This is a genomic window from Ottowia oryzae (assembly GCF_003008535.1).
In the GTDB taxonomy this organism is placed as follows: Bacteria; Pseudomonadota; Gammaproteobacteria; order Burkholderiales; family Burkholderiaceae_C; genus Ottowia; species Ottowia oryzae.
The window spans coordinates 672,845-688,298 of the sequence record NZ_CP027666.1; the positions used below are offsets into that span (position 1 = coordinate 672,845).

The 15,454-nt window shown below is 63.0% G+C and carries 15 protein-coding genes; 13 read left to right on the plus strand and 2 right to left on the minus strand.

Annotated elements, in window-relative coordinates; all coding sequences use genetic code 11:
- Positions 1-249 precede the first annotated feature (249 nt).
- From minC to C6570_RS03205, 5 genes are all read left to right on the plus strand, one after another.
- Positions 250-1,047: a septum site-determining protein MinC gene (gene minC / locus C6570_RS03185; protein ID WP_106701927.1), complete on the plus strand. Its 798-nt coding sequence runs from the start codon at positions 250-252 to the stop codon at positions 1,045-1,047.
- Between the two features lie 146 nt (positions 1,048-1,193).
- Positions 1,194-2,012 (plus strand): septum site-determining protein MinD, encoded by an 819-nt coding sequence (gene minD / locus C6570_RS03190; RefSeq protein WP_106701928.1) that lies wholly within the window; start codon positions 1,194-1,196, stop codon positions 2,010-2,012.
- Positions 2,013-2,015: 3 nt separating this feature from the next.
- A complete protein-coding gene (gene minE / locus C6570_RS03195) occupies positions 2,016-2,294 on the plus strand; it encodes a cell division topological specificity factor MinE (protein WP_106701929.1) in 279 nt (92 codons plus the stop codon).
- A gap of 285 nt (positions 2,295-2,579) precedes the next feature.
- Positions 2,580-3,398 carry a two-component system response regulator CreB gene (gene creB, locus C6570_RS03200; protein WP_106701930.1) on the plus strand — a complete coding sequence of 273 codons (819 nt, stop codon included), beginning with the start codon at positions 2,580-2,582 and terminating at the stop codon, positions 3,396-3,398.
- 308 nt (positions 3,399-3,706) lie between these two features.
- A complete protein-coding gene (locus C6570_RS03205; RefSeq protein ID WP_106701931.1) occupies positions 3,707-5,842 on the plus strand; it encodes a TonB-dependent receptor family protein in 2,136 nt (711 codons plus the stop codon).
- A gap of 146 nt (positions 5,843-5,988) precedes the next feature.
- Here C6570_RS03205 and pedF read toward each other — a convergent pair whose 3' ends face one another.
- On the minus strand, positions 5,989-6,438 hold the full coding sequence (gene pedF, locus C6570_RS03210) for a cytochrome c-550 PedF (protein ID WP_106701932.1): 450 nt from the start codon (positions 6,436-6,438) through the stop codon (positions 5,989-5,991).
- A 435-nt stretch (positions 6,439-6,873) separates the two neighbouring features.
- On the opposite strand from pedF, the gene C6570_RS03215 reads away from it, so the two are divergent.
- The 8 genes from C6570_RS03215 to C6570_RS03250 all read left to right on the plus strand — a co-directional run bounded on the left by C6570_RS03215 (position 6,874) and on the right by C6570_RS03250 (position 14,686).
- Complete coding sequence (locus C6570_RS03215; RefSeq protein WP_106701933.1) at positions 6,874-8,907, plus strand: sigma-54-dependent Fis family transcriptional regulator; 2,034 nt, start codon at positions 6,874-6,876, stop codon at positions 8,905-8,907.
- A 34-nt stretch (positions 8,908-8,941) separates the two neighbouring features.
- On the plus strand, positions 8,942-9,529 hold the full coding sequence (locus C6570_RS03220) for a cytochrome b (protein WP_106701934.1): 588 nt from the start codon (positions 8,942-8,944) through the stop codon (positions 9,527-9,529).
- A gap of 187 nt (positions 9,530-9,716) precedes the next feature.
- The gene (locus C6570_RS03225; protein WP_245896282.1) at positions 9,717-11,600 is read left to right on the plus strand and encodes a methanol/ethanol family PQQ-dependent dehydrogenase; all 1,884 of its coding nucleotides are present in this window, start codon (positions 9,717-9,719) and stop codon (positions 11,598-11,600) included.
- 15 nt (positions 11,601-11,615) lie between these two features.
- On the plus strand, positions 11,616-12,242 hold the full coding sequence (locus C6570_RS03230; protein WP_211297636.1) for a pentapeptide repeat-containing protein: 627 nt from the start codon (positions 11,616-11,618) through the stop codon (positions 12,240-12,242).
- Positions 12,239-12,703 (plus strand): c-type cytochrome, encoded by a 465-nt coding sequence (locus C6570_RS03235; protein ID WP_211297637.1) that lies wholly within the window; start codon positions 12,239-12,241, stop codon positions 12,701-12,703. Before C6570_RS03230 ends, C6570_RS03235 begins: the two co-directional genes overlap by 4 nt.
- Positions 12,704-12,796: 93 nt before the next feature.
- Positions 12,797-13,054 (plus strand): pyrroloquinoline quinone biosynthesis peptide chaperone PqqD, encoded by a 258-nt coding sequence (pqqD, locus tag C6570_RS03240; protein WP_106701938.1) that lies wholly within the window; start codon positions 12,797-12,799, stop codon positions 13,052-13,054.
- A 145-nt stretch (positions 13,055-13,199) separates the two neighbouring features.
- Positions 13,200-13,421 carry a c-type cytochrome gene (locus tag C6570_RS18535; RefSeq protein WP_342747952.1) on the plus strand — a complete coding sequence of 74 codons (222 nt, stop codon included), beginning with the start codon at positions 13,200-13,202 and terminating at the stop codon, positions 13,419-13,421.
- Complete coding sequence (locus C6570_RS03250; protein WP_106701939.1) at positions 13,418-14,686, plus strand: NAD(P)/FAD-dependent oxidoreductase; 1,269 nt, start codon at positions 13,418-13,420, stop codon at positions 14,684-14,686. The genes C6570_RS18535 and C6570_RS03250 overlap by 4 nt, the downstream gene beginning before the upstream one ends.
- Positions 14,687-14,999: 313 nt before the next feature.
- Here the strand turns inward: C6570_RS03250 and C6570_RS03260 are convergent, their stop codons facing one another.
- Positions 15,000-15,329, minus strand: a complete 330-nt coding sequence (locus tag C6570_RS03260) for a c-type cytochrome (RefSeq protein ID WP_164675477.1) — start codon at positions 15,327-15,329, stop codon at positions 15,000-15,002.
- Positions 15,330-15,454 lie beyond the last annotated feature (125 nt).

A 15,454-nucleotide genomic window follows, 5' to 3' on the forward strand; every position in this document is an offset into this window, starting at 1 on the left:
GCGCGCCTTCTACTACTACGACTATTTAGAGATAGAAGTCATTAAGAAGAAGTCAAAAACAACTCTCCCGGGGATAAACCGTGGCCTGGGCGCGCTGGCGAAGCCACGAGCGGCTGCCTTGGCCATGGGCCGTTACACAGCCGTTGTCCTCAGGCGCTTCGGCGCGCGGCGGGGCTGTTAAGATCGCCCGGTTGCGCGCCACCCGTCTTCGGGTTGCGGCTGCCAACACCTTCTTTTCTTCACGCCCCCATGTCCGTTGCCCTGACCGGCCGCAGCCCCACCACCTTCGAGATCAAAAGCGCCAGCCTGCCCTTGCTGGCGCTGCGCCTGAAGTCGCCCGATCTGCAGGTGCTGGCGGACGAGCTGCGCGCGCAGTACGGTGACAAGCCCGGCTTTTTTGAAGACGACCTGCTGGTGCTGGACTTGGCGGCGCTGCAGCCCGAGGCCGGCGAAGATGGCCAGGCCCCATCGGTCGATATCGACTTCGCCGCCCTGATCGCGCTGCTGCAGGCCCACCGGCTGCGCCCGCTGGCCGTGCGCGGAGGCAATGCCCGGCAAACCGAACAGGCGGTGGCCGCCGGCCTGCTGGCCGCGCCAGACGTGCGCGTGCAAAGCAGCGCCCGCCCCGCCGAGCCTGCGCCCACCCAGGCCCCCGCACCGGCCCCCGCCGCCGCACACGACGCGCTGGACGCCCCACCGCCGGGCGCCCTGGTCATCGATAAGCCGCTGCGCTCTGGCCAGCAGGTGTATGCGCGCGGGCGTGACCTGGTGGTGATGGCCATGGTCAATGCCGGTGCCGAGGTCATTGCGGACGGCCACATCCACATTTACGCGCCGCTGCGCGGACGGGCGATCGCCGGTGCGCGCGGCTGGCCCGAGGCGCGCATCTTCGCGCTGGAGATGAAGCCCGAGCTGGTCTCCATCAGCGGCGTGTACCGCACCAGCGAAGAAGCGCTGCCCGAAGCCGTGTGGGGCCATGCCGCCACCGTGCGGCTGCAGTCGACCGACGCAGGCGACAAACTCATCTTTGAGCCGGTGAAGCAATGAACACCGCCCAACGGCTTCAGGCAAAAGGGCCTTGGCGGGGCCAGGCACCCCAACGAACCGCCCAAGCGGCGGCCGGTGCGTGCCTCATGCCGTCACCAGCGCCCCACGCACGCAACGCGTTGCCCCATTCAACAAGGTAAACCGACATGGCAAAAATCGTCGTAGTGACTTCCGGCAAAGGCGGTGTGGGCAAGACCACCACCAGCGCCGCCTTCGCCTCTGGCCTGGCTCTGAAGGGCCACAAGACCGCGGTGATCGACTTCGACGTCGGCCTGCGCAACCTCGACCTGATCATGGGCTGCGAACGCCGCGTGGTGTACGACCTGATCAACGTCATCCAGGGTGAAGCCAACTTGACCCAGGCGCTCATCAAGGACAAGCAGTGCGAGAACCTGTACGTGCTGGCCGCCAGCCAGACGCGCGACAAGGACGCGCTCACGCAGGAAGGCGTGAAGAAAGTGCTGGACGAGCTGGCCGCGATGGATTTCGAGTACATCGTCTGCGATTCGCCCGCCGGCATTGAAACCGGCGCGCTGATGGCCATGCACTACGCCGACGAGGCGCTGGTGGTCACCAACCCCGAAGTCTCCAGCGTGCGCGACTCCGACCGCATCCTGGGCATGCTGGGCAGCAAGACCCAACGCGCCATCGACGGCAAAGAGCCCGTCAAGGAGCACCTGCTCATCACGCGCTACAACCCCAACCGCGTGGCCGACGGCCAAATGCTCAGCCTGCAGGACATCCAGGACATCCTGCGCATCAAGCTGATCGGCGTGATCCCCGAAAGCGAAGCCGTACTGCAAGCCTCCAACCAGGGCCTGCCCGCCGTGCACCTGAAGGGCACCGACGTGTCCGGAGCGTACCTCGATGTGATCGACCGCTTTCTGGGCGAAACCGACAAGCCCATGCGCTACATCGACGCCGAGAAGCCCGGCTTTTTCAAGCGCCTGTTCGGAGGCAAGTAAGCCATGTCCTTCCTCTCCTTTTTCCTGGGCGAGAAGAAGAAGACCGCCAGCGTCGCCAAGGAACGCCTGCAAATCATCCTGGCGCACGAACGCAGCGGCCGCGGCGCGGCTGAGCCCGACTACCTGGCCGATCTGCAGCGCGATTTGATCGCGGTGATCAGCAAATACGTCAAGATCGATCCGAAGGACATCAAGGTCAACCTCGAACGCGAGGAAGACCTGGAAGTGCTGGAGGTCAAGATCGAGCTGCCGGAGAAGAACGACACCCCCCTGAGGCGCTGACGCGCCTTCCCCCCGCTCTCTTCGCGCTACGCGCTTCGGGAGGGGGGACAACGCCAGTTCCCGGCGCAGGCCCGGGAACGGCGTTCGCTGGGGCGCGTCGCTTCGCTCGCGCGCGGTTGGGGTGAGCGAATCTGGCGTCGGGTGGAGTGGACGCTGCATGATGAGAGTCTGCAGCCATGCGGTACTCGAACTCGGCACCTCTCGATTCCAAGTCAATTTAGCCTCTGGTGCCGTAGCTGCTTGCGCGAGCAGCTATCTATCTTGTAGCAATCTAGAATCGCGGGCATGTCGTCAGTCCCTGCCGCTTCGGTCAAACCCACCATCCTGGTGGTGGAAGACGAGCCGGGCATCGCCGACACCATCCAGTACGCGCTGGCCAGTGATGGCTTTGCGCCCGTGTGTTGCGGCAGCGGGCGAGATGCGATCGCGCAGTTCACCACCGCGCCGCCGGCCCTGGTGATTCTGGATGTCGGCCTGCCGGACATGAACGGCTTTGAGCTGTTTCGCCGCCTGCAGGATCTGCCTGGTGGCAAGCGCGTGCCGATGCTGTTTCTGACCGCGCGCAGCGGCGAGATCGACCGCGTCGTTGGCCTGGAGCTGGGCGCAGACGACTACGTGGCCAAGCCGTTTTCACCCCGCGAACTGGTGGCCCGCGTGCGCACCATCCTGCGGCGCAGCCAGCGCGCGCAAGGCGCGGACGATGGGGGCTTGGTGGCGCCCGCAACCACCCATGACTCTGAGCTGAATCAACCGCCAGCGCCCATCTCTACTGCGCAAGCAGCTACTGAATTTGAAGCAAACTACATCGTTCGCCACGGCGCGCTGGAATGCGATGCCGAACGCCGCCTGATTCGTTTTCACGGCCAGTCGCTGGTGTTGTCACGCTACGAATATGGTTTGCTGGCTACGCTGCTGCAGCGGCCCGGGCGCGTGTACACCCGCGACGAACTGCTGGAGCGCGTGTGGGACGACCCGGGCGACAGCTTCGACCGCACGGTGGACGCCCACATCAAAACCCTGCGCGCCAAGCTGCGTGCGGTGCGGGATGATCAAGACCCGATTCGCACCTTGAGGGGCGTGGGTTACGCCTTGCGCGACGGTTGATGCCGGGCGCTGCTTTGCCGCACCGCTGAGGCTTGGCGCCGGAGCTCATCGCTTAAGAGCTTCAAGGGGAGAAATTGACCTTTGAAGCGAATCGCGGGTGAATGCGGCGAACATGCGCCTTTGGTGGGGCGGGTCGTTTGTCAGTGCTGGGGCAGGCTGCCCGATCTGGAACAGTGGGTGTTCCAAACTGCAGCACCGCATGCGGCCTGCGCGCTGCAGGTGTCCCGTTCTCGCCGTCGAGCGTCATGGCACGGTATGTGTAAACAGATGCTCCAACCGAAAAAAACATCGACGAGACAAGGAATCCCATGCCAGCCATTGCCCCGCGCGCGCCGTACCCACTGAAGACCGTGGCATTGGGTGGCCTCATGGCCATGGCACAGGTGGCCGTCGCACAGCAGGCCGACGTCCCCACGCTGCCGGATGTGACCGTGGGCAGCACGCTGGCGCCATCGACACTGGATCAAACCGCTGCGTCGATCACCGTGGTGGACGGTGAGCGCGCGCGCGATCGCCAGTGGCAGGTGAACCTGTCGGAAGCCCTTCCAGGCGTACCCGGCCTGCTGTTGCAGAACCGGCAGAACTACGCGCAAGACCTGCAGCTGTCTATTCGCGGCCATGGCGCTCGGTCCACGTTCGGCGTGCGCGGGGTGCAGGTTTTCGTGGATGGAATTCCCTCGACCATGCCGGACGGGCAGGGGCAGATCAGCAACATAGACCTTTCTTCGGCGGAGCGCATCGAGGTGCTGCGCGGCCCCTACTCTGCGCTGTATGGCAACTCGGCCGGTGGCGTGCTCAACGTCTACACCGAGCGAGGTGAAGGCGCGCCCCGTGTCCAGAGCACCTTCGCAGTCGGCAGCGATGGCCAGAAGCGCCTGGGCCTCAAGGCGCAGGGTGAAAGCCAGGGCATCGGCTATGTCATCAGTGCCAGCCGCTACCTGACCGACGGCTGGCGCCGGCAGAGCGCCGCCGACAAGAACCTGCTGAATGCGCGGATCGACACCCGGGTTGGCGCGGACGGCCAGCTGACGCTGGTGGCAAGCCACGTATCGGTGAACGCGCAGGACCCGGGTGGCGTGACCCCCGCCGACTGGACCGCCAATGCGCGTGCGGTTGCGCAGAACCCGATCGACTACAACGCCCGCAAGAACACCCGCCAGACCCAGGCGGGCTTGACCTATGAGCGACGGATCGACAGCGCCAACACCTTGCGCATGATGGTCTACGCGGGCGAACGCGAGATCGTGCAATACCAGTCCACGCCTGCCGCATCGCAACAGGCGGCCACCAGCGCGGGCGGCGTGATTGATCTGAAGCGCACCTATGGCGGCATGGATTTGCGCTGGGCGCACGATACGGAAGTTGCGGCGCGCCCATTCAGCCTGGTGGCTGGCCTGGCCGCCAACGTTGTGGAAGAGGACCGCCGTGGCTACAACAATTTCAGCAACGGCGTGCTGGGGGTCGAGGGCGCCTTGCGCCGAAAGGAACGCAACACGCTGACCAATATCGACCCTTATGCCCAGGTTTCGTGGCGCTTCGCGCCCGATTGGACGGCGCTGGCCGGCCTGCGCTGGAGCAACGTGCAGCTTCAATCGCGCGACAAGTACATCGCCAACGGCAATGGCGACGACAGCGGAAACACTGGCTTTCACCGCGTGTTGCCCGTGCTGTCGCTCCAGCACCGCGTCAGCGACAGCGCCAATGTCTACGCGTCGGTCGGCAGTGGTTTCGAAACCCCGACGTTCAACGAGATCTCTTACAGGCCGGGCTCGCTGCCGGGTTTGAACTTCGGCTTGCGCCCCGCCACGTCGGTCAGCGCCGAAGTGGGTTGGAAGCAGCGCTATGGCTTCGGGGATGCGGTGCGCGGAGAGTGGACTGCAGCGGTCTTCCAGACGCGTACGCGCAATGAAATCGTGGTGGCCGACAACACCGGCGGCCGCAGCAGCTTCCAGAACGCGGGCCGCACCCGACGGCAAGGGCTGGAGCTGAGCAACACGACCTGGATTGATCGCCAACTTCAGCTGAACGCCGCTTTCACCTGGCTGGATGCCACGCTGAGCCAAGGCTTTTGCGATGCCAAGGGCGCTACTTGCGTGCCGGCGGGCAAGCGCATCGCGGGTACTGCGCGCACGCAGGCCTTTCTTTCGCTGGACTGGAAGCCCACCAGCCATTGGCGCGCAGGCATTGACTGGCGTCACGTAGGCGCTGTTGCCGCCAACGATGTCAATTCCGTGCGGGCTCCGGCATACGGCGTCTTTGGGGTCAGCGGCGCCTATACCGCGCGCTTTGGCGGCTGGAAGGTCGATGCGTTCGCGCGTGTCGATAACCTGGCCAACAAGAAATACGTTGGTTCTGTCATCGTGAACGAAGGCAATGGGCGCTTTTACGAAAGTGCGCCGGGCAGGCAATGGATGCTGGGGGTGACTGCGGCGTACCAGTTCTGAAGGCACGACCGCTCGGCCGCGTGTTGATCACGCCTTGCGTGGGTATCGAGTTCATGCCAGACGGGGCGGCTGATCCATCAGGGCAGGGATATCGACAAAAAAAGGGACTCCGATAAGGAGCCCCTTTTGTTGGCAGATGTGCTGGATCACTTTGTCTTGTCGCGGCGATCTTCAAGGTAAGAGCGGATAGCCCAAATGGCTTCTTGCGTCAGCGTACCTTCGAAAGGAGGCATGTAGACGCGGCCGTCACGTGTGCGCCCGCGGCGTACCGTGCCAGCGTAGTAGTCGTCCATCTCCTTGAAGCAGGCCGCTTTTTTCGCCGCATCCGCCAGGCTGATGCAGTCGTCGTCGAACTTGCGCAGATCGGGCGCAATGCCGCCGGACAGGGCCTCCAGACCGTGGCATCTGGCGCAGTTCTGGTTGTAGGCCGAGCTGCCGATGCGCAGGGCCTCGCCGCGCGCAGGGCTGGCCTTGTCATAGGGGTTTGATTCAAGCCATTTGGCGCCCAGCTGCGGCAGGCTGCTGGTGTCCACCGCCTGCGGCACCATGTCGCCATGCGCCAGGGCGGCCGACGAGAAGCCCCATGCCAAGGCCATGGGCAGCAGATAGCGGCGAATGGCTGATCCAGGGCGCTGGGGAGGGTCGGAAGAAAAGCGTTTCACGGGTGTCTCCTGTTGGAAAAATAAGAAAGCAAATCGCTACCCATGAAAAGCAAATAGCAAGCCACGGCCTCCGGTGTTTCAACCATTGAGCCAGGCGTGCTTCAAACTGCAGCACTTCAGGTCCCATTTGCTCCAATGTGGAACAGCTCGCCGCTTCTGCGCGCTGGACCGAAGGAGGCCCTGGGAGATATCCCAGTTGTAGGCAAGCTTGCGGATACAGAGAATGCCGTTCATAACAAGAAGCATCCCGTAGACAGCGAGCACAACTAAAGCAAGGCCGTGCTTGTGAGCTGCGCCACGCGCAGCACGCCATCCGGATCAATACCGGCTTCGCAGGCACCAAGAGCCTCACGCAGGAGACAAGTCAACATGCCCATCGTTGAATCCGTCGGTCGCTTTCCGGCGCAGACAGGCGTCGCATCCCAGCCAGCAGCGCCGGATCATCACGTTGCTGAAGTTTTGGACAAGGCCAACCGCCGGTCACAGACCTACGGCGTGTCCGTGCATGAAGAGCCCGACTACACCAGTCCCAGTCGCGGCCACATGAGCAGCGCAATGGATGAGAACCGCTTCCTGTTCCAGCATGCCGCGCCGATCATGGAGACGCTCTACGGGCAGATCGCCAATACGCACAGCATGGTGCTATTGACCTCAGCGCAAGGCATGGTGTTGCACTCACTCGGGGACAACGATTTTCTGGAAAAAGCCTCGCGCGTGGCCCTCGTGCCTGGCACCGACTGGTCGGAAAAAACCAAGGGCACCAACGCCATCGGTACGGCACTCAGTGAGGAGGAGGCCATTACGGTCCATGGCAACCAGCACTACATGAGCGCCAATCAATCGCTCACCTGCTCGTGCTCGCCCATCTTCGACCCGCATGGCCAAGTCATCGGCACCCTCGACGTCACGGGCGATCACCGCAGCTATCACCAGCACACGCTGGCCCTGGTGCGCATGTCGGCTCAACTGATCGAGAACCATATGTTCGCGGGCAGTTTCCCCAAGGCGGTGCGGCTGCACTTTCATTCGCGCCCGGAGTTTCTCGGCACGCTGGTGGAAGGCATAGCGGTGTTTTCGCCGGAGGGGCGCTTCATCTCGGCCAACCGCAGCGCGCAATTCCAACTGGGCCTGTCGCACCACGCCCTGCAGGCGCACACCTTTTCTTCGCTTTTCAATCTGCCCATTTCCGCACTGTTCGAACTGTTCAGCGGCTCAGCGTCGATACCGCGCCAGCTCGGAATGCACAACGGGGTGTCGGTCTGGTGCCGGACGGAAATCAAGCCCGCTGGGCCATGGTCGCATCCTTCGCTCGCGCCCGTCGAGCAGGAGGGCGGCGCCACGCCGCCATCGGCTCGCACGGCCACGCCAACGCAGTCGCGCTGCAAGCCGCACCTGTCGTCGTTGCAGTATCTCGACACTGGAGACGCGCAGATCAAATCCGTCATCCAGAAGCTGCGCCGCATCGTAGATCGCGACATCCCCGTGATGATCCTGGGTGAAACCGGTACAGGCAAAGACCTGCTGGCGCAGGCCATCCACAACGATTCGGCGCGCGCGCGCATGCCTTTCGTCGCCGTTAACTGCGCATCCATTCCTGAGACTTTGATCGAGGCCGAGTTGTTTGGCTACGAGGAAGGGGCATTCACCGGCGCGCGCAAGAAGGGTGCGATTGGCAAGATCGTGCAGGCCGATGGCGGCACATTGTTCCTCGATGAAATCGGTGACATGCCAAGGCATCTTCAGGCACGGCTGCTGCGCGTTTTGCAGGAACGCAAGGTCAGCCCCCTGGGCGCGCGAAAGGATGTTGAGGTGGATGTCACGGTGGTTTGCGCGACCCACAAGAACATCAGGGAAATGATCTCCCGCGGTGAGTTTCGAGAGGATCTTTACTATCGCCTCAATGGCCTGGTGGTGCGGCTGCCTGCATTGCGCGAGCGCACCGACTTTGAAGTCGTGGTGAAGAAAGTCCTGAAATCGCTTTGCGAGGGCGAGCCGCACATCACCATCTCTTCGGACGTGATGACATTGCTGGCCAGCTACCACTGGCCAGGCAACCTGCGCCAGTTGCATAACCTGCTTCGCACGGCCGTTGTCATGGTGGACACCGATGGTGTGATCGATGCGGAGCACCTGCCGGACGATTTTCTCGAAGAGCTGAGCATCGCCAACAACGCCCCGTTGGCTGTTGAGGCCAGCGTGATCGCTTCTGCGCCCGTCGCCATTGCGAACTCTGAAGAAGTGTTCACCGACGGCGTGCGTCTGCAGGACGTCACCCTGAATACGATGGCACAGATGTTGCGCATTCACAGGGGCAATGTGTCGGCGGCAGCCAAGGCGCTTGGGGTGTCACGAAACACCATCTACCGCAAGAAGAACCTGCTTCCTCCCGACCTGCTGAACTGAGGCTCGGCAGCGCTGCGCAACTCCCGCACAGGGCATGCGCACGCTGCTGCGCTGCATGACACAAGTCCATGGAGACGCCGAGATGAAAGTACCCGCGCCCGTTTCACATCGCTACGACCGGTTTTCGGTAGGGCTGCATTGGCTCATGGCCGTGATGCTGCTGGCCCAGCTTGTGCTGGGCATCTGGATGACCGGCCTGCCCAAGGACGCTGGCGGAGTCCGGGCCGCCTGGTTCAATCTGCACAAATCCATCGGCATGTTGCTCGGGATGTTGGTGCTCGTTCGGCTTGCCTGGGCGGTCCTGCGCCCCCGTGTCATTGAATTTCCCCTGCCGCGCACGCAACACGCGCTGGCCATTGCCAATCACCGATTGCTGTACCTGCTGATGCTGATGGCGCCGGTTTCGGGCTTCTTGGGTTCGATGTATTCGGGCTACCCCATTCGATTCTTCGGCATGAAACTGCCCCAGCTGGCCGAGCGCTGGGACTCTGCCAAGGCGTTCTTCAGCATCATGCATGAGGTCTCGGTCTACGCCATGCTGGTTCTCATCGCGGCCCATGTGCTGGCCTTCGCGTACCACCAGGTCGTCTTGAAGGACGGGCTCATTCGCCGCATGCGATGACATAGGCTGCGGCGCTCAGGACATTGCGCCGCGGTGCTCCGTATTTGAACAGCTCGCGCGCCACACTCCGCTCCACATTTGAACGGGAGCGCCGGTTCAAAGCAGCGGAGCCTGCCTGCCAGGCGATGGCATGTGTTTTGCAGATGTTGGATGGCCATCATCTACAACCACACGAGGAGCAAACCACATGTCCACATCGGCCTTCCGCCCCATGCGTTTGAACACGCTGTGTCTGGCGATTGCAGCCACCGTCAGTCTTCCCGCGTTCGCGGTCAAGCCAGTGACCTGGGAAGACATTGCAAACGACGCCAAGACCACCGAAGACGTGCTGTCCTATGGATTAGGGCTGACGGCCCAACGCTACAGCCCGCTGAAGACGCTGAACCCCAAGAACGTGGCAGGCCTTGTTCCGGCGTGGAGCTACTCCTTTGGCGGAGAGAAGCAGCGCGGCCAGGAGGCACAGGCGCTCGTGCACGACTGTGTGGTGTATGTGACAGCCTCCTACTCGCGCTTCGTGGCGATCGACGCGCGCACCGGCAAGCGCCTCTGGACCTATGAGCACCGACTGCCGGAGGATATCCGGCCGTGCTGCGACGTGGTCAATCGCGGACCTGCGATCTACGGCGACAAGGTGTATTTCGGTACGCTCGATGCGCGCGTGATCGCTTTGGACCGCGCGACCGGCAAAGTCGTGTGGAACGAGAAGTTCGGCGACCACAAGGTGGGCTACACCATGACCGGTGCGCCCTTCATCATCAAGGACAAGCAGACCGGCAAGGTGCTGCTGGTGCATGGATCGTCTGGCGACGAATTCGGTGTGGTGGGCTATCTCTACGCGCGAGACCCCGACACCGGCAAGGAGATCTGGGCACGACCACTGGTGGAAGGCCATGTGGGTCGATTGAACGGTCAGCCCAGCACGCCTACAGGCGATCCCAAGGCGCCGACCTGGCCGAACGACCCCAATTCCCCCACCGGCAAGGCGGAGGCCTGGAGCCAGGGGGGCGGTGCGCCGTGGCAAACACCGTCGTTCGACGTGGAGACCAACACCATCATCGTGGGTACCGGCAACCCAGCGCCTTGGAACACCTGGAAGCGCACGGCCAAGGGTGACGACCCGCGCAACTGGCCCAGCCTGTACACCTCGGGTCAGGCCTACATCGATCCGACGACTGGCGACCTCAAGGGGTTCTTCTCGCATACGCCCAACGACGCCTGGGATTTCTCCGGCAACAACTCCGTGCTCCTGTTCGATTACAAGGACAAGACGACCGGCAAGACTGTCAAGGCATCTGCCCACGCCGACCGCAATGGCTTTTTCTTCGTGACCGACCGCGAGAAACTCGCCAAAGCCGACGGTGGTCATCCTTGGAAGCAGAACGCCATCATCAATGCCTGGCCCTTCGTGGACGGCATCACCTGGGCCTCGGGCTTTGACCTCAAGACCGGCCTTCCCAATGAGAAGGGCAATCGTCCGCCCGAGCCCAAGGAAGGTCAGGAGAAGGGCGACAGCGTCTTCGTTTCGCCACCGTTCCTTGGCGGCACCAACTGGATGCCGATGAGCTATAGCCCCGACACCGGTTTGTTCTACATCCCGGCCAATCACTGGGCCATGGACTACTGGTCCGAGCAGATCACGTACAAGGCGGGCGCAGCGTACTTGGGTCAGGGCTTTCGCATCAAGAAGCTGTACGACGACCATGTCGGCATCCTGCGCGCCATCAATCCGCAGACCGGCAAGATCGCATGGGAACACAAAGAGCAGTTTCCGCTGTGGGCCGGCACGCTCACTACCGGCGGCGGCCTTTTGTTCACCGGGACATCTGACGGTTACGTGAAAGCCTTCGATGCCAAGAACGGGAAGGAGCTGTGGAAGTTTCAGACCGGATCGGGCGTGGTTTCCGTTCCGATCACGTGGCAGATGGATGGCGAGCAGTATGTGGGCATCCAGTCGGGCTACGGCGGCGCGGTGCCACTCTGGGGCGGCGACATGGCTGAGCTGACCAAGCAGGTCACGCAGGGTGGATCGATGTGGGTGTTCAAGCTGCCCAAGCAAGTGGCCAGCAGGTAAGCCCGGGTTAAGACCATGAAGCAGACTGCTGCGCTCTTATTGCGGCGCGCAGCCGTGATGCTGGCGGCACTCGCCAGTGTCACGGTGTCGGCTCAGCCCACAGGCGATGTCGGCGCGCACCCAGCGAATGAGGCGATCGAAACGCTGGTCATCAACGGTTGCCCCATCTGGACCTACACGCGCTGCCCGGGGGCTGATTTGCGGCACGCGAATCTGGTGGGTCGCAACCTCGCAGGTGCAGACCTGCGCGGCGCCGATCTCACCCGAGCGGACCTGCGAGGGGCCAACCTTGCCGCCGCTAATCTGGAAGGGGCCAACCTTACCGGCGCGAGGCTTTCCAAGGCGACCGCAGCCAACACCGACTTCAAGAAGGCACGCTTCGTCGGCGCGGATCTAGAGGGCGCGCGATTGATGCGATCAGACTTTTCCGGCGCATTGTTTGAAGGCTCCAACCTGGAGCTCGCGCGTTTCAACCACGCCTGGTTCGTGGGCACGCGCTTCATCTCCAACGACTTGCAGGAAGCAAAGCTGGCCGCGACCAACTTGAAGGACGCCGTGTTCGAAGGCAATTTCGTGCGCTACACCTTGTTCCATGAGTCAAACATGGAAGGTTGCCAGGGCTGCAAGAAAGAATGGGAATGAAAACTGTCATGCGCATCCTTTCGCTGCTCCTGCTCGCTACGGTTCTTGCCTCGCAATCGGCGAGCGCGTTCGAGATCGTCAGGCCTCAGGTGGACACCGCCGGACTACCGGCCGCCGCCAAGACCTGGGAAGAGCCCAATCCGCTGCGCGCCAACAAGGACGCGATAGCGATCGGTCGAAGCGCGTTCAATCAAGCCTGCGCGCAGTGCCATGGCGCCGACGCCAACGGCTCTCGATCACCTGCGCCCGACCTGCGCCGCATGGGCAGCGGCTGTCGACGTGTTCAGGACATGGCACTGCGTGCGCGGTGCATGGGCGACGCAGATGCGTTCTTCATCAAGTCTGTTCGCTATGGCAAGCAAAAATTTGGCATCGTTCACATGCCCCCATGGGAGGGAATTCTGGAGCCGGAAGTGGTGTGGGCGGTGCGGACATTCGTTGAGAACGCGCCCAAAGAATAAGGCGTGTCAGTGGCCAAGACCGGACGGTTCCATCCCGAACACGCCGTCTCCTGGAGGGTACCCGCACCACAAGAGCCGATCCTTTCTTCGTCCATGAACACCGCCCTGCCACTTCTTTCCGAGCACCTGCGCATGCGGTACGAGCCGGCCCACGCCGTATGGATGCTGTTCCTGCCCGATGGCGTGATGAAGCTCAACGACAGTGCGGCAGAGATCATTCGGCGTTGCGATGGCAGGCATACCGTGCAGGCCATCGTCAACGAGCTGGAGGAGCTGTTCGAAACCTCGGGAATCGCCACACAGGTGCAAACGTTGATTGACGAAGGAACGCGCCGTGGTTGGCTTGTCTGAAGGGCGGCCGCGCCGCGCACGGGCATCAGGCGGACCAGCGGCGGCCCTTGTCTGCGCGATAGCTTTTCATTCGAGCGGTGCTGTCGCCGATGGGGGCAACGTCAGGCATGCGGTGTGGGATACGGCAGTCGTGGCCGCTACTTGTGTGACCTGCCATGCCCCTTCGCCGGAACCAGGCGGCATCCCTTCTCTGAATGGGCTCAGTGCAGAGCACCTGCTCACTCGTTTGCGCGGCTTCAAGGGGAACGGTCCCGCGCAGACCACTGCTGCCATGACGATCATGCCGCTTCTGATGCAAGGCTATGACGAAGCGCAGATCCGAGCCTTGGCTGAATGGTTTGCGTCGCGCCAGGCGAGCCCGCGATGACCACACGGCGGCGCAGCATGCTGGGTGCCGCGGTGGTTGCCCTGGCTGCGCCTTCCATCGTGCGCGCGCAGGCCGCCGCGGCGCATGTCGTCGTCGTAGGCGGCGGTTTTGGCGGTGCGACGGCCGCACGCTACTTGAAGCAGCTTGCCCCCACCGTGCAAGTCACGCTGGTGGAACCTGCTGAACGCTTCTACACCTGTCCGTTTTCCAACCTGTACCTCGCCGGTCTGCGTACCTGGGAAAGCCTTGCGCACGGTTTCGACGGCTTGCGCCGTGCGGGCGTGAACGTGGTGCATGCACGGGCCGAGGATGTGGATGTCGCGCGGCGCACCTTGGTGCTTTCAGGCGGCGAACAGCTGCGCTGGGATCGGCTTGTATTGGCGCCCGGCATCGATCTTCGCTGGAACGCGCTGGAGGGCTATGACGAGGCAGCAGCAGACCGGGCCCCCCACGCCTGGAAAGCCGGCGCGCAGACACGTCTGCTGCGCCGGCAGATGGAGGCGATGCCGGATGGGGGCTTGTTCATCATGACGATTCCCGACAATCCGTTTCGTTGTCCGCCCGGCCCTTACGAGCGGGCGGCCATGGTGGCCCACTACTTCAAGCAGCACAAACCGCGCAGCAAGATCCTGCTGCTGGATGCGAAGCAGAACTTTTCGAAGAAGGCCCTGTTCCTGCAGGGCTGGAAAGCGCTTTACGGCAACATGATCGAATGGCAGGGCCTGGCACAAGACGGACAGGTCGCACGCGTCGATGCTATAGCGCTGGAAGTGGAAACCGTCTTTGGTTCGCGCCACAAGGCCTCGGTGCTCAATGTCATTCCACCGCAGAAGGCGGGCCTGATCGCGCATCGAGCGGGCGTGACGGACGCCACCGGCTGGGTGCCGGTGAAAGGCGAGAACTTCGAGGCGCGGCAAGCCTCAGGTATCCACGTCGTGGGCGATGCCAGCTTTGCCGGGCCCATGCCTAAATCTGGTTTTGCCGCCAACAACCAGGGCAAGTTGGTCGCTGCATGGCTCGCTGCCGAATTGATGGGCTTGCCAAGCCCGGAGGCCTCGTACGCGAACACGTGCTACAGCCTGATCGGGCCTGGCTATGGCATCTCGGTGGCGGGCGTCTACCGGGCGGAAGCTGGCAGGGTGGTGGACGTACCGCATTCGGTCGGCATCAGTCCGCTGGATGCCGACGCGGCATTCCGAGATGCCGAGGCGCGCTACGGTGCGTCGTGGTACGCAGCGATCAGCAGAGATATCTGGGACCGATGAGCTGACGCTGCGCAGGTGCCTGCTTCGGTGCGGCGAGCGAGGTGCGTTCGAATGACTCAAGTCTGCGCGTGCGATGCACTGCGCGGCTCGGCCAAGCCCATGGCCGCCAAGTGCTCCAGCTGACACATCGCCTCGGCATCACCAGCGTGCGCCAGCTTTTCCCAGAGACTGCGAGCGTACGCATGGTAGCCAAGCCAGCACGCCGCGGTGGCTTTCAGGTGCAAGCTCTCCAGGCCCTCTGCGGGTGCGAGTGTCATGCGCGCCGCGCCCAACAGGGTGCATGGGTGCGGCGCAGGCTGCGAGCGCAACGCGGTCACCGCTTGGTGGACATCACGAACTCGGCGAGGAGCTTGACTTCGGCTGGCTTCAGACTCGCGTGCGCGGGCATGGCAACGCGGCCCCATTTTCCGGTAGACCCCATCTGAATCGATTGAGACAGCGTCGCTACGGCGCCTTTGTCGTCCGCATACTTCTCGGCGATGCTGCTGAAAGCCGGGCCGACAATTTTCTCTTTGGCTGAGTGGCAGCTGTAGCATCCGGTGGACTTGGCCAGCTCTGTCGCGGCAGCAACGTCCAGATCTCCAGCAGTAGCCGACCCGGCGGTGCCGACCGTCAAGAGGCTGATAAAAAGTGCAGCGCGCATAGTAGTTAGGTGGTATCGGTGTGGATGTTGTGGGTGACGCACCATCGACGTGGCGCACCATGAAAGTGGCAACAACCATGCCAAGCGATTTGCTTGCTGCGCTGGGCTACAACTGTTCCGTGCGG